17 protein-coding genes and 1 pseudogene are annotated in these 19,350 nt (G+C 54.9%); 9 read left to right on the top strand and 9 right to left on the bottom strand.

The window, feature by feature from the left end; translation table 11 throughout:
- Window positions 1–12: 12 nt before the first annotated feature.
- On the bottom strand, window positions 13–1,449 hold the full coding sequence (locus BBD41_RS15220; protein ID WP_099478071.1) for a PTS mannitol transporter subunit IIBC: 1,437 nt from the start codon (window positions 1,447–1,449) through the stop codon (window positions 13–15).
- A gap of 388 nt (window positions 1,450–1,837) precedes the next feature.
- On the opposite strand from BBD41_RS15220, the gene BBD41_RS15215 reads away from it, so the two are divergent.
- Window positions 1,838–2,518 carry a class I SAM-dependent methyltransferase gene (locus BBD41_RS15215; protein WP_077568769.1) on the top strand — a complete coding sequence of 227 codons (681 nt, stop codon included), beginning with the start codon at window positions 1,838–1,840 and terminating at the stop codon, window positions 2,516–2,518.
- A 95-nt stretch (window positions 2,519–2,613) separates the two neighbouring features.
- Here BBD41_RS15215 and BBD41_RS15210 read toward each other — a convergent pair whose 3' ends face one another.
- Window positions 2,614–3,315, bottom strand: a complete 702-nt coding sequence (locus BBD41_RS15210; RefSeq protein WP_237086804.1) for an FHA domain-containing protein — start codon at window positions 3,313–3,315, stop codon at window positions 2,614–2,616.
- A 190-nt stretch (window positions 3,316–3,505) separates the two neighbouring features.
- On the opposite strand from BBD41_RS15210, the gene BBD41_RS15205 reads away from it, so the two are divergent.
- The 3 genes from BBD41_RS15205 (at window position 3,506) to BBD41_RS15190 (ending at window position 6,868) form a co-directional block, all read left to right on the top strand.
- The gene (locus BBD41_RS15205; protein ID WP_099478069.1) at window positions 3,506–4,486 is read left to right on the top strand and encodes a glycerophosphodiester phosphodiesterase family protein; all 981 of its coding nucleotides are present in this window, start codon (window positions 3,506–3,508) and stop codon (window positions 4,484–4,486) included.
- Window positions 4,487–4,696: 210 nt separating this feature from the next.
- The gene (locus BBD41_RS15195) at window positions 4,697–5,434 is read left to right on the top strand and encodes a hypothetical protein (RefSeq protein ID WP_099478067.1); all 738 of its coding nucleotides are present in this window, start codon (window positions 4,697–4,699) and stop codon (window positions 5,432–5,434) included.
- Window positions 5,435–5,470: 36 nt separating this feature from the next.
- Window positions 5,471–6,868, top strand: a complete 1,398-nt coding sequence (locus BBD41_RS15190; RefSeq protein WP_099478066.1) for a polysaccharide deacetylase family protein — start codon at window positions 5,471–5,473, stop codon at window positions 6,866–6,868.
- A 161-nt stretch (window positions 6,869–7,029) separates the two neighbouring features.
- Here BBD41_RS15190 and BBD41_RS15185 read toward each other — a convergent pair whose 3' ends face one another.
- Window positions 7,030–7,725 carry a Crp/Fnr family transcriptional regulator gene (locus tag BBD41_RS15185; RefSeq protein WP_099478065.1) on the bottom strand — a complete coding sequence of 232 codons (696 nt, stop codon included), beginning with the start codon at window positions 7,723–7,725 and terminating at the stop codon, window positions 7,030–7,032.
- Window positions 7,726–7,838: 113 nt separating this feature from the next.
- Here BBD41_RS15185 and BBD41_RS15180 point away from each other — a divergent pair, with 113 nt between their 5' ends.
- Complete coding sequence (locus tag BBD41_RS15180) at window positions 7,839–8,183, top strand: DoxX family protein (protein WP_099478064.1); 345 nt, start codon at window positions 7,839–7,841, stop codon at window positions 8,181–8,183.
- A 92-nt stretch (window positions 8,184–8,275) separates the two neighbouring features.
- Here BBD41_RS15180 and BBD41_RS15175 read toward each other — a convergent pair whose 3' ends face one another.
- Window positions 8,276–8,776, bottom strand: a complete 501-nt coding sequence (locus BBD41_RS15175) for a cupin domain-containing protein (RefSeq protein WP_099478063.1) — start codon at window positions 8,774–8,776, stop codon at window positions 8,276–8,278.
- A 147-nt stretch (window positions 8,777–8,923) separates the two neighbouring features.
- On the opposite strand from BBD41_RS15175, the gene BBD41_RS15170 reads away from it, so the two are divergent.
- The 3 genes from BBD41_RS15170 (at window position 8,924) to BBD41_RS15160 (ending at window position 13,318) form a co-directional block, all read left to right on the top strand.
- Window positions 8,924–12,091, top strand: coding sequence for a hybrid sensor histidine kinase/response regulator (locus BBD41_RS15170; RefSeq protein ID WP_099478062.1), 3,168 nt, complete (start codon window positions 8,924–8,926; stop codon window positions 12,089–12,091).
- Between the two features lie 223 nt (window positions 12,092–12,314).
- Window positions 12,315–12,920: a TetR/AcrR family transcriptional regulator gene (locus BBD41_RS15165; protein WP_157929305.1), complete on the top strand. Its 606-nt coding sequence runs from the start codon at window positions 12,315–12,317 to the stop codon at window positions 12,918–12,920.
- Window positions 12,921–12,937: 17 nt separating this feature from the next.
- A complete protein-coding gene (locus tag BBD41_RS15160) occupies window positions 12,938–13,318 on the top strand; it encodes a DUF5367 family protein (protein WP_099478060.1) in 381 nt (126 codons plus the stop codon).
- A 196-nt stretch (window positions 13,319–13,514) separates the two neighbouring features.
- On the opposite strand, the gene BBD41_RS15155 is transcribed toward BBD41_RS15160, so the two are convergent.
- The 5 genes and pseudogenes from BBD41_RS15155 to BBD41_RS15130 all read right to left on the bottom strand — a co-directional run.
- On the bottom strand, window positions 13,515–14,048 hold the full coding sequence (locus BBD41_RS15155; RefSeq protein WP_099478059.1) for a DinB family protein: 534 nt from the start codon (window positions 14,046–14,048) through the stop codon (window positions 13,515–13,517).
- 155 nt (window positions 14,049–14,203) lie between these two features.
- Window positions 14,204–14,665 carry a VOC family protein gene (locus tag BBD41_RS15150; protein ID WP_099478058.1) on the bottom strand — a complete coding sequence of 154 codons (462 nt, stop codon included), beginning with the start codon at window positions 14,663–14,665 and terminating at the stop codon, window positions 14,204–14,206.
- Between the two features lie 460 nt (window positions 14,666–15,125).
- Window positions 15,126–15,653 (bottom strand): class I SAM-dependent methyltransferase, encoded by a 528-nt coding sequence (locus BBD41_RS15140; protein ID WP_099478056.1) that lies wholly within the window; start codon window positions 15,651–15,653, stop codon window positions 15,126–15,128.
- A gap of 428 nt (window positions 15,654–16,081) precedes the next feature.
- The gene (locus BBD41_RS15135; protein ID WP_099478055.1) at window positions 16,082–17,554 is read right to left on the bottom strand and encodes a protein adenylyltransferase SelO; all 1,473 of its coding nucleotides are present in this window, start codon (window positions 17,552–17,554) and stop codon (window positions 16,082–16,084) included.
- A gap of 311 nt (window positions 17,555–17,865) precedes the next feature.
- Window positions 17,866–17,982: pseudogene (locus BBD41_RS15130) on the bottom strand (3-hydroxyacyl-CoA dehydrogenase NAD-binding domain-containing protein); the annotation flags it as partial.
- 220 nt (window positions 17,983–18,202) lie between these two features.
- On the opposite strand from BBD41_RS15130, the gene BBD41_RS15125 reads away from it, so the two are divergent.
- Entirely contained in the window at window positions 18,203–19,339 is a 1,137-nt protein-coding gene (locus BBD41_RS15125) for a DUF418 domain-containing protein (protein ID WP_099478054.1), read from the top strand.
- Window positions 19,340–19,350 lie beyond the last annotated feature (11 nt).

Raw genomic sequence — 19,350 nt, 5'->3', positions numbered from 1 at the left:
GTTACTGCAATATTAATCTTTCAGACGTTCCACAAGCTCATCGTATCTCGGGCTCTTCAGGAAGTTGTCGATCGAGATATGCTCCGCATTCGGATTTTTGGCGATGGCCCGTTCCGTCAACGTCTTCTGCGTGATGACGATATCCGCATCGTCCGGAATTTCGCTGACCGCGGAGTTCACGACGGTAATGTTCACGCCGGCCTGCTGCAGCTTCTTCCGGAGGACGGAAGCCCCCATCGCGCTCGAGCCCATGCCTGCGTCGCATGCGAATACGATTTTGTTGATATTCGCTTTATCCGCATTAGCGACAGCAGCTGCGGCAGGAGCAACTTGGTCGTTCATGCCGCCTGTCTTCATTGCCTTCATTTTTGCAGACGCTTCTTCCAGGTTCGGCTCTTCTTCACCCTTCTTACCCGTTTTCAGCAGCACTGCCGCAACGAGGAAGGATGCGATCGTCGCCGTGATGACACCGGACAGGACGGCCAGCAGCCCGCCCTTAGGCGCCATGGCAAAGTAAGCAAAGATGCTTCCCGGCGATGCCGGGCCTACAAGTCCAGCACCAAACAGCTGGAAGGTGAACGTTCCGACAACGCCGCCCGCGATGGCAGCGAGAATCAGTACCGGCTTCATCAGAATGTACGGGAAATAAATCTCATGAATCCCGCCCAGGAAGTGAATAACAACCGCGCCCGGTGCGGAAGCCTTCGCGGATCCGCGTCCTACAAGCCAGTAAGCCAGCAGGATGCCGAGGCCCGGGCCGGGATTCGATTCGAGCATATACAGGACGGACTGGCCAATCCGGGCCGATTCCTCGGTTGCAATCGGGCTCAAAATCCCGTGGTTGATCGCATTGTTGAGGAACAGGATTTTCGCCGGTTCAATAATAATGTTGACCAGCGGCAGCAAATTGGCATTGACCAGCACGTCGACGCCGGCGGACAGCGCCTTGGTAACCCCCTGAATCAACGGTCCGATGCCGGTATAGGCGATCAGAGTGAGCACGCCGCCAATGATACCGAGCGAGAAGTTGTTAACCAGCATTTCGAAGCCGGATTTGATCTTGCCGTCGATCAGCTTGTCGAATTGCTTCAGCACCCAGGCTGCGAGCGGTCCGACGATCATGGCTCCGAGGAACATCGGAATGTCCGAGCCGACAATGACCCCGACTGTAGCGACTGCACCGATGACGGCACCCCGCTTGTCGTGCACCATCTGCCCGCCGGTATAACCGATCAAGAGCGGCAGCAAGTAGCTGATCATTGGACCGACCAGCTTGCCGAGCGTTTCGTTCGGGAACCAGCCGGTCGGGATGAATAAGGCCGTAATCAGGCCCCAAGCGATAAATGCGCCAATGTTCGGCATGACCATACCGCTCAGGAGACGGCCGAGCTGTTGAATTCTGACGCGGATGCCTCCGCCGGATGCGTTGGCCTTCGTCTCAGTGGACATGATGCAATACCTCCAGTCCTTATTTTGAAATATATAAAAAATCGGTTGTGTCATGAACCATGTCTGACATCTTTATGTTAAGGCATTTCGGTAAGCGCACTCAACGAAAGGAAAATTCGGTTTCGGCAAGAATATTGTTGACAGTTTTTAAATGGATCATGTTTGTTATTTGAAAATCTCTATCGAAATCCTGTTCTTTCATAGCTCATCCATTGTTAAAATCCAGGGATAAAGGGAACCTCCGCTTCTACAGTCCAACGACTGCTCTGTTTATGTCGGTTTAATATAGGTTATACCTATAAGATATATTCGATTTATATATTTCCATAATGAGGCAAAGGCGGGTTACGATGGAGCTAATTCATCATTTCGAGAGGAGTTTTGAGCCATGGACCCGTCGGTAAAAGACCTGTTTGACGCTGTCGCCGGTGACTATGACCGGGAACGCCGGCAGCTGATCCCCTGTTTTGACGATTTTTATGGAATGGCGCTGTCCCTCGTGGAGAGCGATCACCCATCGCCGCGTATCCTGGACCTGGGAGCCGGCACCGGACTGTTCTCCGGCATGGTGCTGCATAAGCACCCGCATGCCCGTTTGACCCTGATGGACCTGAGCGACAAAATGCTCGAAGGCGCCCGCCGAAGATTCGCGGGAGCGGATCAGGTGCGCTACATTACCGGCGACTACGCAGATTACCCATTTTCGGAGTCCTACGACATCGTCATCTCCTCCCTGTCGATCCACCATCTGACCCACCCTGCGAAGCAGCGATTGTTCCGTGCCGTGTACGGGACGCTCGAGCCGGGCGGCATCTTCGTGAACGCCGATCAGGTTCAGGGAAGGCACACGAGCTCCGACGAATATTACCGAAAGCGCTGGCTGGAATCGATCCGCCGCAGCGGCTTATCCGAGGCAGCGATCGAGGCTTCGATCAAGCGGCGGGCAGTTGATATTAACGCGCCATTGGAGGATCAGCTCCGTTGGATGGAGGAGGCGGGCTTCCAGGAGACGGACTGCATGTATAAGTATTTGGATTTTGCCGTGTTCTTCGGAAGGAAGCCAAGATAGAACATACAAAAACAAGCCCTGTCCTCTATTAGAGGAAGAGCTTGTTTGTTGTCTGCGTAACTCTTCATAATCATCTGCTGCTTGTCCTGACACCGTTACCCTTCATCATCCGCCTGAATGTGAAGAATATAACCTTTGCCCCGGATGCTCTCAATCCCGAGCGGTCCGCGCGTTTTCTTCCGTACCCGGTAGATGAGGGCATTCATCTCCTCTGCGCTCACATCCGGCACGCCATCCGGCCCCGCTTCCCGCTCGGGCCAGACCAGCAGCTTCAGCTGCTCTTTGGATACAAACTGCTCCTTGTGATGAAGCAGAAGTTCAACGCATTTATATTCTTTTTCCGAGAAGGCAATCACCGTTCTCCCGTGAACGAGCTCCTGCTTATATGGATTAAGCGTTATGCCTCCGGTATCCTCGGCAGCCGCCAGCTGTTTCATGAGCGGCGTAATATCCATCGTCTCATCCATTCGCAGCACCGAGAAGGTTAACACGACCAGATCACCGGCCAGTGCTACGTAATCCCCGTGCTGCAGCGGAGCTTCCCCGTTCGGCTCCAGCCGCTGCTGGTTGACGAAGGTTCCATGCTTGCTGTTCAGATCCTTTATGCTGAATTGTCCATCCCGGTGGATCAGGGCTGCGTGCTTGCGGGACACGTACACATTATCGAACGTGATATCCGGGTCCCACTGCTTGCCCTTGCGTCCAAGCACCGTCATCGATCGTGTCAAAGGGATGACATCCCCGCGCTCGTACGGGTTCCCCCGTTCCACCATCAAGTAGGAGGATCTATCCATCATGCTACCTCCTGTTTATCGTAATATCACCATGCTTTGCTTCATTTATCAGATCGCTATTATGCAATTGTTATGCTCCAGCCATTGAGTATGCGCCCAAAATCACTAACATGGATAAAGAGAATGAAGCTAGAGATATAGAGGAAGCCGAAACGATCGGCTCTTAACTGTAACGATTTTGGGGGATTGAATCATGCGTATTCGAAAAAGCTGGAGGAACGTCATTCTGGTTATTCTCATCATACTCGGATTTCTGTATGTTAACAACTCGTCGGTGTTCACCAAGGAACGCGAAGGAGAGCCCTTGCTGCTCGCGCATCGGGGGATCGGCCAAACCTTTCCGATGGAGGGAATTGAATCCGATACATGTACCGCTTCACGTATTTACATACCGGAGCATGCCTTTCTGGAGAACACCATACCGTCCATGAAGGCAGCCTTCGATGCCGGCGCGGATATCGTGGAGCTGGACATTAAGCCGACAAAGGACGGCCAGTTCGCCGTATTCCACGACTGGACGCTGGAATGCCGGACCAATGCACACGGCTCGGTCAAGGATTATACCATGGAGCAGCTGAAAAACATCGATATCGGCTACGGCTACACGGCGGATCAGGGAGCCACCTATCCGTTCCGGGGAAAGGGCGTCGGGCTCATGCCGTCCCTATCGGAGGTGCTGGCTGCATTTCCTGACGGTGAATTTTTGATCCATATTAAAAGCCAGGATGCCGGCGAAGGGGAACTTCTGGCCGCTTATCTCGCCCAGCTGCCGGAAGAGCGCCTAAACAGGCTCACGGTATATGGCGACGATGCGCCGATCGGCGAGCTCAAGTCGAGGCTCCCTGCGCTTCGGGTCATGTCGATGGATTCCCTGAAGAGCTGCCTCATCTCTTATATCGGTGCCGGCTGGAGCGGCTATATGCCGTCGGTCTGCCGCAATACCCAGCTGCATATTCCCGAGAAGTACGCCCCTTACTTGTGGGGCTGGCCCGATAAATTCCTGAACCGGATGGATCGGATCAACACAAGGGTCATTCTGGTCGCCGGAGACGGCGGCTGGTCGGAAGGCTTCGATACGGCCGAAGATCTGAAGCGGCTGCCGAAGAACTACAGCGGCGGCATTTGGACCAATCGGGTGGATGTCATCGCACCGGAACTAACGATCAAGAAATGAACATGGAGCAAGAGCGCTTGCTTCGGCTATACCCCCAGCAATGGGGTTTTTTTCTCATGCCTGCAACTCTTCGCCATAAGCTCAACGCTTGCCTGTCAACGAATCAAGGCAAAGTTTTTGGGCCCATTCAGCCGATGATTTATATAGACCGGAAGGATCAGACCGTGATGAGGTGCCACCGAACAATCGTTGATTAGGAGAGGATATTTTTTGGCCAGAGATACTGAGAAAAAAGGATGGTTTAAGAGCGTGCTTGCCCCGCAAGCCCCATCAGAGAAGGAACCTGTGGAGCCGGCTCCGGTCCACGCCCCGGCCGAATCGGTGCTGGAAGCATCCGGGCCCGCAAATCCTGCCCAGCCCTCGGCAGACCATCAGAAATCCCTGTTATCGAAGAATAACCAGGATAAAATTGTGCTGGACGTCATCGTTTCGATTGAAAACATACTCAAGGAACGACAGTTGCTGTCTTATAGAAACAACGGTCTGGAGGATCAGCTGGCAGCAGCCAACGAGACGATCCAGCGCCTGAAGCAGGAGCATATCAAAAAGGACCAGCTGATCCAGGAGAAGAGCAAGGAAATCCGCGAGCTTGAAAACACGCTGACCCACAAACAGATGGGTTATGATCAGCTGCTTGAGGACTATAAGGAATTCCAGCTCAGCTCCAACCTGGCTTATGAGAAGCTGTCCGGGCAGCTGGAGACGGAAACGGCGAAATACGGGAAGCTGTATGAGGAGTCCACGAATGCCCAGTACCAGAGCATGCTCAAGATTAATGAGCTGGAGGACAAAATCCGGGAGCTGCAGATCGAGAATCAGAAATACGCCGAGCAATATCGGAAGATCGCCGACGAAAAAGCAGAGCTCTTGCAGACGATTCAGGACTTTACCGAGAGAATGGGCTTCTCCTTCGCACCCAAGACTTCAACGACGCAGATGCCGGAGTAATTCCGCGGATCCGCAGCAAGAGAAAGGAGATCCAGCATGTCCGTCTTTTACGGAAAAGTGATTGAATTGCAAGACATTGAACAGCATGAAGGTCAGTATGGTATGCGAATCCGGCTATCGGTCCCCGAGTCACAAGCCGAGCCGGCGTTTGAACGGGTCTGGATCTGGGCCATCGATCACGCGACTGCGGAGAGCCTGCTGGCGGTTACGGATTTTGACGGAACTCATAAATACCGGCTGTCCCGGCATACCGCATGGGATGTTAATCGTCGGCTGTACATCGGCTATATCACCAAAACACGCCGCGATCAGAGCATCCGCTATCCATTCCTCTGCTCCGAAGCATTTATACATAATCTTGATTCTATTCACCGCGTTCAGCATCTGAACGGGATTCAGGCGCTGCCTTTTCTGTCCCTGGCATACGAGGAGCGGGAGGCAGTGACCTTGCAGCAGGAAGAAAAACGGAACAGAGACAAGAAGAAGCCCAAAAAGCAACGAATGCCGCTGAGGCGAACCGCCATCTCGGCCCTCAGCATGCTGTCGATCCTGTTATTGGGCTCGTTCGATGCCCCGTCCCTCCAGGTAGCGGAGTCGCCGGGCGCTCCAGCCTTTACAACCGGGACAGCCCTTCCGGCATTCCAGTCCGTACGGCACACCGCTGCTGTGGCTGAGGCTTCTTCGAGCCCCGCTCCAAGGAGCCTGGAATCAGAGCTCCGGCCAAAAGCCAGCCACGAGCCGAAGCCGAAGCCGCAGGCGGAGTTGAAGCAGCAGACGGAACCCCAGATGGAACCGAAGCCGCAGACCGCGTTTAAGAAGCAGCCAGAGCTGAAGCAGCAGGCAGAGCTTCCGTCCTTCGAGCTTAAGGATGCCATCACCTACAGCCTTCCGAAGGGCTATGTCGCTTTGACCTTTGATGACGGACCATCCAAATACTCGGCGAAAATTATGAAGGTGCTGAAGGAGCATCAGGTCGGCGGCACTTTCTTCTTTGTCGGTCAGAATGTAGACAAGCATCCCGCCGCGGTTCGGGCCATTCAGGAGAGCGGCTATTCCATTGGCAGTCATTCCATGAATCATGTGAACATGCCGCTGTTAACCTTCGAGGAACAGAAAGCGCAGATCAAGAGCGCCGCTGAATCCATCGAGGCCATTACGAAACAGCCGGTTACACTTTTCCGGCCGCCATACGGGGCATTCAACGAGATGACGGAAGAAGCGAGCCGCTCGTACGGAAGCAGCATCGTGCTGTGGAACAAAGACCCCGAGGACTGGCTGACGCGCGATAAGGACAAGATCCTTAACTATGTCCGCCACACGGAGCCCTCCGGCTCCATCATTCTTCTTCACGAGTCGCAGGCGGTCATCGATGCGCTGCCAGCCATAATTGCGTACCTGAAGGATCAGGATTTGAAAATTGTCAGTCTGCGCTAACCATTACCGGCCCCTGCATGCAGACCTCCGACAAGACAAAGAAAGGCTGTGCCTGCCATTGATGTTCACGCGGGCACAGCCTTTTTCGTGATGATACCGCATGTTCGTTACAGCAGGTAAATGATGCTGCAGCGACCGGGGAGATTTTCGCTCGCTTCCTGTTATTTAGACTCCGATAGCGCAGCCTGCAGCCGGCTCCTATGGATTGAATACGGTTTACGGGCTCCTTCTCTTCGGAGGATTCCCTCGTCCGCAAGCTGGTTCAGAATCGGCGTTACGGTTTCCCGAATGCTCCCGGTCATGCTCGCCAGCTCCTGGTGCGTGATTTGCACCGATATCGGAATCCAATCCTCATTGCTTGCAGACGGATTCAATTTCGACGCAAGCTTATTGAAAAGGTAGAGCAGCCTTTTACGCACGCTTCCGTAAGCCATGTATTCCAGCATGTCCTCGGTTTCCTGCAGCCTGGCGGTGACGATCTCGATGTACTTTAAGGCGAGCTCAGGCTTCTCGGTGATGGCCTTGCGAAACTGCCCGCTATCCATCTCGCATATGACGGAGTCCTCCATCGTGACTGCAAACAAGGGGACCCCTGAACGAAAAGAGGTAATCTCCCCGAAAAGATGGCCTGTCCCTAAAATATCAAGCGTCAGCTCCTTCCCGTCCTCCGTAACCTTATACAGGCGAACGCTGCCAGATTTGATGATATACAGCACCTTATGCTCCATGTAAGGCGAAGCGATCACGGTTCCTCTGGGCCGGACTTCAAGCGGCGTGATATGGTTCAACTGCTGCAGCTCCTCCTCACTAAGCCCCTTAAACAAGTCCACTCTCGACAGATACGTAATCAACTCCATCTGACCTCACCCTTCCCCTATGTATTCCAGACTACATCCCTCAGCTCTTTGTCCCGGGTACACTGTTCCTTGGAGGCTGTGAAGCCGCACCTCATGACAAGGAGTGATCTTTCATGGAGCCGATATGGACCGTTCTGTTCCAAAGCATATTAATCGTCATGTTCATCATTTCTGCTTCCCTGAAGTTTCTGCGTACCCGGTCGATGGTGCAGCACTGGACCGAATACCGCTACCCTTTCTGGGGAATGTATGCAGTCGCCGGACTGGAGGCTGCGGGCGCTGCGCTCATGATTACGGCCTTTTGGGCACCGGAAAACAGCATTTATGCCGCCGCCCTGTTTGCCGTGTTGATGATCGGAGCCGTTCACGCCCATCTTTTTCGAGCCAAGCATAAACCAATCATGGCCATCAATGCAATGCTGATGCTCGTGCTGTCCGTTACTCTGCTTGTCCAATAATCACCACCAAAGTCCCCTCACGAAAAAGAGGCCGGCCGTCTGTACGCCACAGATGACCGAGCCTCTTTCGTCCATTCCATCATCGAAACCCGCTACTTCACCCATTTGTGCAGCAGCGGTCCTTCCTCGCCGTAGACCGGGTCCATAGGCGGAACCGGAACGCTCCGGATCTCCGATATGGCCTGCGCCCGATCGGTCGGATTCCGCTCCCGCATATTAGGCGTGATTCCGCCGGGGTAGGCACCCACCACCGCAAAATCCGGACTGGCGTCCAGCAGCATATGCGCCGTTCCGGCCGGCAGCACGATCACGTCGCCTGTGGCGAGGGTCACCCGCTCCCCGGCATCGCCGCCGATCAGCACCGTTGCGCTGCCGGATTGCACGCCCAGCACTTCATGCGTATTGCTGTGGTAATGGTGGTAATCGTAGATCCCCCCCGTCCAGCTGCCCGTCCACTGATGACGGTTAAAGGCGGCTTCGATTCCGGCCGGGTAATCCGCAAACACGCCCTCGTACACGATCACCGGCAAATCCGGATGATTCGGAACTTCTCCATCGTCCCTCACGAAGAAAGATCTGACCTGTGTGTCCACTGTCATCCGCTCCTTTCTGCACGATTGATGTACTCGTAGTACCAGTACCCGGAGGGACCGGAACTCAAACAAATAAACAGCCAAAGACCAAAGACCTTCCCGCAGGGAAAAGGATTCCTTGCCTGATATGTCGAAATCTATCGTATTATGCGAAAATGGAATGAAACATCTCTCAAATATACTGCGATCATCATCTTATTTCTTGCCTTGTTATTCGGCCTGCGATGGGCCTGGTCCGACATGTTCTCCACCTCGCACGATCCTCGCGCCGTTGACGGTGTGCTCGATCTCCGCGGGATGGATTTAAATTCGTCCTCCCCGTTCTATCTGGATGGAGAATGGCAATTCTACCCGCATCAGTTCCGGTCCCGATCGGATGCGGAGGAGGCTCCCTTTCGCAGCGTCCAGGTTCCCGGGGACTGGGGCAGCGCGCTTCATGACGGGAACGGATCGTCCTACGGATACGGAACTTACCAGCTCCGCATCTTGATCGACCCGCTGGAGGAGCCCGTCGCCCTATGGATTAAAGGAATCGAGGCCGTCTCCCGCGTAGAAATGAACGGCTACGCAGAACCGGAATTCGGCAAGCTGGCCGAGGACAAGAAGAACTATATTCCAAGGAGCGCTTCGTATACGGCCACCTATTCCGAAGAAGGCGCGACCGAAATCGATCTGTTCATCCAGGTCGCCAATTACGACGAGCCGCATAACGGCGGCATCGTCCGCTCGATCCGCTTCGGATCGGCGGCGTCGATCGATTATGTTCGCTGGTATTCGATCGGATTCCAGCTGGTGACCTTCATGGTCTTGCTGCTGCACGGTCTTTATGCCGGCATTCTGTTTGCGTTCAACCGGCAGGAACCGGCACTGCTGATGACGGGGCTGCTGACCCTGACGGCGGGCATCGCGATCCTGGCCGGAAACGATTATATCCTGCTGCTGTGGCTCCCGATCGATTACGCGGGAGGGATTAAGGTCCGCCTGATCGCCCTGCTGTGGCAGAACATGCTGATGCTGCTCTTGTTCCGGCAATTCCTCTCTCCCGTCTCCGGACGAACCTGGCTGCGGGCATTTACAGGGGGGCTTATCCTGTTCACCGGCTTCCTGGTCGTTTCCCCGGCGTCTTGGGTCCACAGTGTCATGGAGTTTAAGCTGTTCGCGCTCTTCTATCTGATTCCGCTTGCCGGGCTCGTCCATTTGGTCGGAACGATGATCCTCCGGCGGCAAACGGATCAGGACATCCTATTCCTGCTGCTTACGGCAGCCGGCATGATCACCAATCAGCTGTGGACCCTGGCGGAGTCTGCCAAGGAGATTACCACCGTCTATTACCCGGTCGATATCATAGCGGCGATTATCGGGTTCTCGACATACTGGTTCAAAAAATATATCCGCAATGCCAAGGAGAACGCCCAGCTGAACATCCAGCTGCAGAAGGCCGACAAGCTTAAAGACGAATTTCTGGCCAACACGTCGCATGAGCTTCGAACCCCTCTGCACGGCATTATGAATATTGCCCAATCCGTCGTCACCAAGGAACAGGAGAACATGAACAAGGGCAGCGTCGAAGACATGAAGCTGCTCATCACGATCAGCCGCCGAATGTCCCATTTGCTTGAAGACCTGCTCGATATCACCAGGCTGAAGGACCACCGCATTACGCTGACTCCCGAGCCCCTGCGCGTTCAATCGGTCGTTCCCGGCGTTATCGCCATGCTTCAATTCATGGTGGAGGGCAAGCCGATCCGGCTCCGAATGGACATTGCGGAGTCGATGCCTCCGGTTATGGCCGATGAGAAGCGGCTCGTGCAAATTCTGTACAACTTGATTCATAACGCGCTCAAATATACGGATCAGGGAAGCGTGACGGTGTCCGCCGCGGTTCGGAACGGCCAGGCTGTCATCCAGGTATCCGATACCGGAATCGGCATGAGCACGGAAACGCTGGAGCGCATCTTTCTTCCTTATGAGCAGGGCTCCCACGGCGTCCATGACGGCCGAGGGTTTGGACTCGGCCTCAGCATATGCAAGCAGCTGGTCGAGCTGCATGGCGGCACAATATCCGTCAGCTCCGAGCCTGATGCAGGCTCCGTCTTCTCGTTCAGTCTGCCGCTGGCAGAGGCCGGGACCAGCGGGGCGGGACTTTCCATGTCAGCCGACGAAATGGAAGCATCAGCCGGACTCGAGGCAGCTGAGGAATCGGTACCAAGTGAGGGTGAGCCCGCCTCGCTCCCGTCAGCCGCCGGAGACACCCGCGAGGCGCTGCCGCCACCCTTCGATCCGTCGATGGGAGGCGATGGCCAAGCAAGCATTCTAGTCGTCGATGATGACCCGGTTAACCTGAAGGTGCTTCTGGGCATCCTTTCTTCAGAGCCATACCACATCACCACAGCCGGTTCAGGGCTGGAAGTGCTGGAGCATCTGGGAACACAGACATGGGATCTGCTCATCGCGGATGTCATGATGCCTCAAATGTCCGGCTATGAATTGACGAAGCGCGTCCGGGAGCATTACTCGGTAGCGGAGCTGCCGATTCTGCTGCTTACCGCCCGAAGTCAGCCTGAGGACATCTATACGGGATTCGCGTCGGGCGCCAATGATTATATGACCAAGCCTGTCGATGCAACGGAGTTAAAATACCGGATCCGTGCGTTGATCATGCTCCGGCATTCGGTCCGCGAGCGCTTGCGGATCGAGGCCGCCTATCTTCAGGCACAAATCCAGCCTCATTTCCTGTTTAATACGCTGAATTCCATCATGGCGCTGAGCGAGATCGACACCAAGAAGATGCAGCATCTGGCGGGTGCGTTCGCTTCGTTCCTGCGGATCAGCTTCGATTTTCTGAACACGGGCAAGCTGGTGGATATCACGTACGAGCTCGAGCTTGTCAAAGCCTACTTGTATATTGAGCAGGAACGGTTCCGCGAGCGATTGTCAGCCGACTGGGAGGTCGACCCGGGCATCCAGCTGCGTCTTCCGCCGCTGTCGATTCAGCCGCTGGTGGAGAATGCCGTCAAGCATGGAATCCTTCGTCGTCATCAGGGCGGAAGGGTCCGGATTCGGATCAAGCGCCAAAGCGGAGGGGTGCTGATTGAAGTCATCGACAACGGCAGCGGGATGGAGGCGGATAAGGTAGCCGAGCTGTTAAACCCCGCCGGGAAGGAGCTGCGAGGGATCGGTATACCGAACACGAACCGCCGGCTGATTCAAATGTATGGCCAAGGATTGACCATCGTCAGCCGTCCGGGTGAAGGCACGTCCGTGTCCTTCGTCATCCCGGAGCATCGCCGGCTGGGCAAGAAATCAGGGCAGTAAACGATTAAAGCTCCGGCTTCAGGGATTTAATGTGCCGGCTTTCAATGAGCCGCATGCAGCGTACGGCCGGGCAAGCGGAAGCTTGCCCGGCTTATTGGTGTGCCGGTCTTTATCTTTCGAACGTATAGCCCGATACGCATCTTCCATTTCCAGGATAATTATGATAATATACCTTCAAAGAAAGTTAGTTAGTTGAATAACTTATTTATTGGAGGTGGGTCTGTTGGCAAGACCCCAACGGATTACGAAAGAGGAATTAATCGCCTCAGCCCGGCAGTGCATTCGAGAGAAGGGACTTGATAAGCTGACGTTGAAGGCTGTCGCCGAAGGGGCCGGTGTGACGCAGGGGACGGTTTACTACCATTTCAAAACCAAAGAGCAGCTTATGCTCGAAATCGTCCGCTCCGTCTGTGATGCGTCCTGGCAAACGGCGGAGTCAGCTCAGCAGGTTGGCAGCAGACGTGAAACGATGGCCCGCGTGCTGAAGGCCGCCCGCGACCGCTGCGCGGAGAAGTCGTATCATACGCTGTTCTTCTCGCTGGTTGTGCACAGCTTGCAGAACGCTGCCCTCCGCGACCAGCTCAAGGGCATGGTCGAGCGTGAGAACTCGCATGCTGCCGGCCTCCTTGCCCGGCTCTTCCCGGAAATGGAGATGTCCGGCCCCTCCCTGAAATACCGGGCCATGATGGTCAACGCCCTCATCGACGGCCTGGCTCTTCAGGCGCTGCTCGATCCGGAGTTCGAGGCGGAAGCGGTGTACGCGGAGCTGATCTCGATAGCCTCCGCCTGGATAGAGAATTCCTCCGATTCATCCAACACTTCAAGTTAGAAAGGAGCTGCATAGTCATGCGCTTTTGGATCAGCTTAGGATTCCTGCTGTGGTTGGCCGCTACAATCGTGTTCCGATTTTGGGGAGGTCCCCTGATCGATCCCGGCCAGCCGCTCATCTGGCTGTCCTTTATTGTGATCGTTCCCCTGATTTTGCTGACGCTGCGGGCGCTGTTTCGTGCACGGAAGCTCTCTTCCCCAGAGCGCCCGCGGGCGGCCATGCTGGTGGCGATTCCGGGGATGCTGCTGGACCTCTTCAGCGTAGCCTTTCATGACCTGGTGTTCCCCGGGCTTCCGCAAGCTCATCTGCACCTCTTCTTCGTTTGGCTGCTATGGGCGTACTCGCTCATTCTCCTGGGAGGGCTGCTCGGCCAGAATGAGCGTCAGCCCCAGTCCTGACCAGCCGGAGGCCTGGACGTCGTGACGGTCAGACTTTGGATATCGTGACGGTCAGATTAAGGCAAAGGCCGACAGGCCGGCCTTCATCGGCAGAACCATCACACACGGCTTCAGCTGCGCCGGCATCCTTTGCAAGCGCAAAAAAACGGATGCCCATCGCTCCAATGGCATCCGTTTTGTCTTTTTTTCCTATCTGTTATTTGCCCGTCCGGTTCAAGATGCCCAAGTATTCCACCCAAGGGCCGACATCCGTCCGGTACCGCTCCGCCAATACCCGGGCGATTTGGGCGAAATGCGTCAGATCATGCACCACCCAAGTCGAGAGCAGTTCCCGTACCTTCACAACGCCGAAAGCCGGATGCATACCCGTCAGCTCCAGCTGATGCTCCGATTGGACCAACGTCTTCAGCTTCTCGATACTTTCCGCCCGAGCCGCCTTAAAGGTCTGCAGTCGTTCATCCGTCGACGCCTTCTCCCCTTCGGCCAGGTGGGCAAACCGGTCAAAGGGAGGGAACGGCTTGTCCTCCCCTTCCTGCAGAATAAACGCCAGCCTCGGCATCCAATTCGTTCGCTCCCCTTCGATAAGGTGATCGATCACTTCGGCGGCATTCCAGGTCCCTTCCCCTTCGTTGCACGCCAGCCAGCCCTCCGGCAAGCCGGACAGCAATGCCGCAAGAGCCGCCGGCGTCCGTTCCAAAAGCGCAATGGCTTCATTTAATTCGAAATTCATCTGAGCCTCCCCCTATGCTTGAACGCAAAGTATTCATGATATTGCGACCACCGCGCACATACGCCGAGCATCGTGAGCCGGGGCGCAGCTTTACTTTACGGCCGTTATGGGCTCGTTCATGCAGGGCACACTCCTGGGTGTCTTCCACGGTCCCCTTAGCTTACCGTTTGGAATAACGCGGCTCTCACCTTTTCAGCCTCTTCCGGGGTTCGGTGATGGTCCACGACTTCATTGACATCGAACTTATTTCCATCCGGGTCGTAAAACACGAAATTGATTCCACAGCTGTGACGGTCCTGTAGCTGATCCGTTACGACGCCATTTTCTTTCAATTTATGATACAGCACCTCAATCTGCCTGACTTCAAAGGTAAACCGAAACATTTCATATCCGTCCTTCGTGGGAAACTGATTATTGTGCGGGCCCTCCGTCTCCACCAAGTGAAGCCATTGCCCGTCGGAAAGCCTCAAAATGACCTGGTCACCCGCCGGATTATAAGGCACGGCATACTCAAGCCCAAAGGTACTCTGCCACCATGCCGCTGACTTTAGCGGGTCACGGACCGGCACATAGACGGAACACACAGCCTTTAAAGCATTTCCTTGAACATTCGACATTTACAGTTCATTCCTCTCACTGGGTTATTCACTTCCAACATAAGAAACGCTTTCCGGAGCCGGAACCAAACACGGTTCTCAAAAAAAGCTCGGCGTATTTCAGATAACATTCGTCTGCCGCCCCCCGATTTCCTGCAAGCGTACGACTCAAGCCTGCAAGAACTCCGAAATGGCCGTGCCCGCTTGATGCGGCAGCCGCTTGTCCCTCCCCTTTTTCCGCAGCCCTGCATTTGCACGAAAGCCTTCATGAAGCTGGAACGCTAAAAGGCGGAAGGCATCAAGGCCAACCGCCGGTGAAGAAACATGCCAAATGATCCTCCAGCATCTCATCTGACACCCCTTTGAAACTATGAACGAAGCATCACTCTTCAAACCGTTTAGAAAAGGAGGACGTTCCCTCCACGTACCAGGCTTCGGAAATAAGGGGGCGAATCACCGACAACCTGTACACCCGGAGCTGCTATATTTCCTGCCAGGATAGCTGCTGCCTACGTTTACGGCAAATCGTAAGTCCCGGCGAAATCGGAATCGTCACCATCTCATAGGCATCGGTTCTTCGGGATAACTCATCGATCGCTTGATAAGCGGTCCCGCATAGCGTCGGGTCCATCATCTCAGCATTCCCCGGATGCGAATCATGAAGCAGGATCAGGCCGTGCGGCGACACATATGGGAAAAAATCATAGAAATCCTGCAGTACGGCCTCTCTGGAATGATCGGCGTCAATGAACAGCATGTCAATCTGCATCGGGCGAGCCGCCAGCTCCTGGGCGAAGGCCTGTGTCGTTCCGTGGAAGAACCGTGTCTTGGGGGTCATCTGCATGTGCTGACCGGCCTCACCGTTCAGATCGACGCCGATCAGGGTTTCCGCAAACGGAATGACCCGATTGAACAGCGCGCATTGGTACAGGCCCAGCTCCACGTACACCTTGGGCCGGACGATGCTTGTCAGAAAGAGGATGAAGTCCTCATGCCAATTGATTCTCACTCACTCATCGCCTCCTTCGCTTGTACTCATTCCTTTATTTTATTTTGAGCACATGCGATGTGTGCCATGGTTACGAGACCAAGTGAGATTGCCGCCTGCAAGTGACGGCACCGAAACCGCCGGGCGACCCGGTATTTTTACTGCTGTCTCCGGGTCTTTCGAGGATGAACGGGCGGGTGTCGGATTACAAAAAGAAAGCCCGTTTCATCCATTAGCTCTCATTCGCGCTCCCCGAAAGACGATGGAGGTGTCCGGCGCACCTGATCGGCACGTGAAAAACCAAAGCCAATAAACCCTGCACCAGAAGGCGCAGGGTTGTACTGTGCTCTATGACAGGATGGCTCTGAACTATTCCGTTCCCGCACCATGCGCATAAGGGGAAATGCGTGCGATGAACAACAATAGCTATGCCTCTATCGGGCTGTCCATCAGGTTCCGCAAAAGGTCCTGTAGGGACGGTTCGATTGCGGAGGGAGCGTGCAATATTCATCCTGCTCGGGGACATAAGCGTACGGGTTCGCCAAGGCTGCAACCAAACGCTTCAGCAGACTGTAGTCCCCCGACTCCACGGCAGCCTCCAGCGCCTCCTCTACCCGGTGGTTGCGCGGGATGATCGCCGGATTGCTGCTGCGCATCTGCTGCTTCGACTCCTCCTCGGACGCCTCCTGCCGGTTTAATCGGTCTCGCCACAGCTCCAGCCATTGAGCGAAATCGGCGCTGCCGTGCAGACCCGTTTCCTCCGGCCGGCCCAGCGTCAAGGCACGGAAGGTGTTCGTGTAGTCCGCTCCGTGCCGCTGCATGAGATGGAGAAGACTCTTGACGAGCTCTTCATCCTCTTCCTCCTCGTTCACGATCCCGAGCTTCGCCCGCATGCCTTCTAGCCAATGGCGATGGTACAGCTCGGCAAAATCCGCAAGCGCCTCCTCGGCTGTCGCGATCGCCTGCTTCTCGTCCTCCTGCAGAAGCGGCAGCAGCGTCTCGGCGAAGCGCGCCAGATTCCAAGCGGCGATCTGCGGCTGATTCCCGTACGCATAGCGGCCCTGCACATCAATGGAGCTGAACACCGTATTCAGATGATACGTGTCCATGAAGGCGCACGGCCCGTAATCAATCGTCTCTCCGCTGAGCGCCATATTGTCGGTATTCATCACGCCGTGGATGAATCCGACCAGCTGCCACTTGGCAATCAGGGAAGCCTGTCGCCGGATGACCGCCTTCAGAAGCGCAAGATAGCGGTTCTCTTCCTGTTCCGCCTCGGGGTAATGCCTTTGGATCGTATAATCGGCAAGCTCCCTCAGCTCCCCGGCTCTCCCCCAATTTGCGGCATACTGGAAGGTGCCGACGCGCAGGTGACTTGCCGCTACCCGGGTAAGAATAGCGCCGGGCAGCTCCGTTTCGCGGAAGATCTCCTCCCCGGTTGTCACCACCGCCAGGCTGCGGGTAGTCGGGATGCCGAGCCCGTGCATCGCCTCGCTGATAATGTATTCGCGCAGCATCGGGCCAAGCGCGGCCCGGCCGTCGCCGCCGCGGGAGTATGGAGTTCGGCCTGACCCTTTAAGCTGAATATCCACCCGTTTTCCCTCAGGCGTGATTTGCTCGCCCAGCAGAATGGCGCGGCCGTCGCCCAGCATCGTGAAATGCCCGAACTGATGCCCCGCATAAGCTTGGGCGAGGGGCTCGGCCCTCTCGGGGATCCGGTTGCCGGCAAATACGTCCGCCGCGCCTTCGGTCTGCAGCGATTCGGCATGAAGCCCAAGCGATGCAGCAAGCGGCTCGTTGAAGATAACGAGCTCAGGGGCACGCACAGGTGTGGGGTCAAGACGGGTAAACATCTTATCCGGCAGGCGGGCGTAGCTGTTGTCAAAGTTCCAGCCTGCGGCTGGCGTTGATTCAATGGTCATCGGAAGTCTCCTTTTTCATTTTATGTTTCTCGTATTACGCTCTTCGTTAAAGTTCGCAACAATGAGTTCCATGCTTGGTGTACATCTTATATGTATCATCCAACCCGATTTCAGCCTTTATAGGTTGTACCGGCTCTCCTGTATTATTCCTTGCCGGACAGCGTAAGGAATCAACCCAGCCGTTACCCTTTAGTTTACGCGATTCAGCCTGCTTCGCCAAACATGGCGCCCATGCACCCGGTTATCGTTTACCGCTAAAATAGCCGGCCCCTGCCCCGACCGCTCGCCAAACGCCGAAAGAGCAGCCTGAAAAGCGCCTGATCGTTGATGTCGTACACCGATACCTGAAAGCCTTTGAAAGCGGTCTGGTAGGCAATCTGGCTTCCCAATACGCCGCTTCCGGCAACCGTAATGTGTTTGAAATTCATGATGATGTCTCCTTTATCGCTTAGTTAGATCCTTTTTCCGTATACAGTCCCCCCAATTATTACAATACATACCCTCAATCTCTCGGGATGACCCCAGCCTTCGTTAACTTTATGACAGGTGTCATAAGGATCTCTTTACAGGTGTGAATGTTGCAGCAGAGCGGCCGATTCTACAATAAAAGCTGTGAGAGAGAATGATTAAGGAGAGAGGGAAAGAACAATGGAACAACGAAAGGAACGCATTCGTCTGCTGGATATTTTGCGGGGATTCGCCATCCTTGGAACACTCGGGACGAATATTTGGCTCTTCGCGCATGCGGGAGACCTCAATTATATGACGACCTTCGAATATTCCGGCTGGTGGGCAATCGATGATCTTCTCCGCATGATTGTGTTATTCCTTGTTAACGGGAAGCTGCTCGGACTATTGACGATCATGTTCGGCGTCGGGCTCGAAATGAAGTATCGGCAGGCCAAACGGAAGGGAAGGCCATGGCCGGGGGTTTATTTGTGGGCTGTGCTGTTTTTGTTCCTGGAGGGACTGCTGCATTTTATACTGGTTATGGAATATGACATCTTAATGAGCTATGGGATTACGGCAATCATCGCGGCGTTTATCGTAAAAGGCGGCGACCGGCTCATCGCCCGTTCGATGACGGTCATCGGCAGTGTCTGCGCCGCTTTGCTGCTCGGCTTAATGGGATTGATGCTGGCGGCGAACGGACAGGTGTCGATGGGCAGCTTTGACGATATCGTTGCACTTTATCAACAAGGCACGTGGATGGAGCACGTGCGATACAGGATCGATAACTTCCTTCCGCTTCGAATCGAAGCCATTCTGACGATTCCGTCCAACGTATTCCTGTTTCTGCTGGGGGTTCGTTTCATGCGTGCGGGAGTGTTTTCCCCGGATGAGAGAGGCCAAAGGATACGAAAAAACCTATTCAAACTCGGCATGTTTATCGGATTGCCGCTTAACCTGCTCATTTTCATCCCTGGCGGCGCATTCGATCTGCCGGTGCGCTATTTATTTGCTCCGCTAATGTCCATCCTCTATATAGCAATCATTGCGAGAATGATACAATATACGAAATGGGAATGGCTGTGGCGCCTCCTGGAGAACGCCGGGAAAATGTCGCTAAGCTGCTATGTGCTCCAAAACATCATGGCTTCCTTCCTCTTTTACGGCTGGGGCTTGGGGCTCGCCGGCAAGCTGAATTCTGCAGCCATCATCGCCATCTGGCTGATGATTTGCATCGTCTTGCTGTGCATTTCATCCCTATGGCTTCGGGGCTTTAAGCTAGGACCTATGGAATCCGTCCGCAAACAAGCGATAGGCCTATTTGAATCCAGATAGCCAAAATTGGG

It is taken from the genome of Paenibacillus ihbetae, from assembly GCF_002741055.1.
GTDB lineage: Bacteria > Bacillota > Bacilli > Paenibacillales > Paenibacillaceae > Paenibacillus_AQ > Paenibacillus_AQ ihbetae.
Note: the sequence above shows the minus strand (reverse complement) of the source record. Positions and strands in the feature narration are given on the sequence as shown.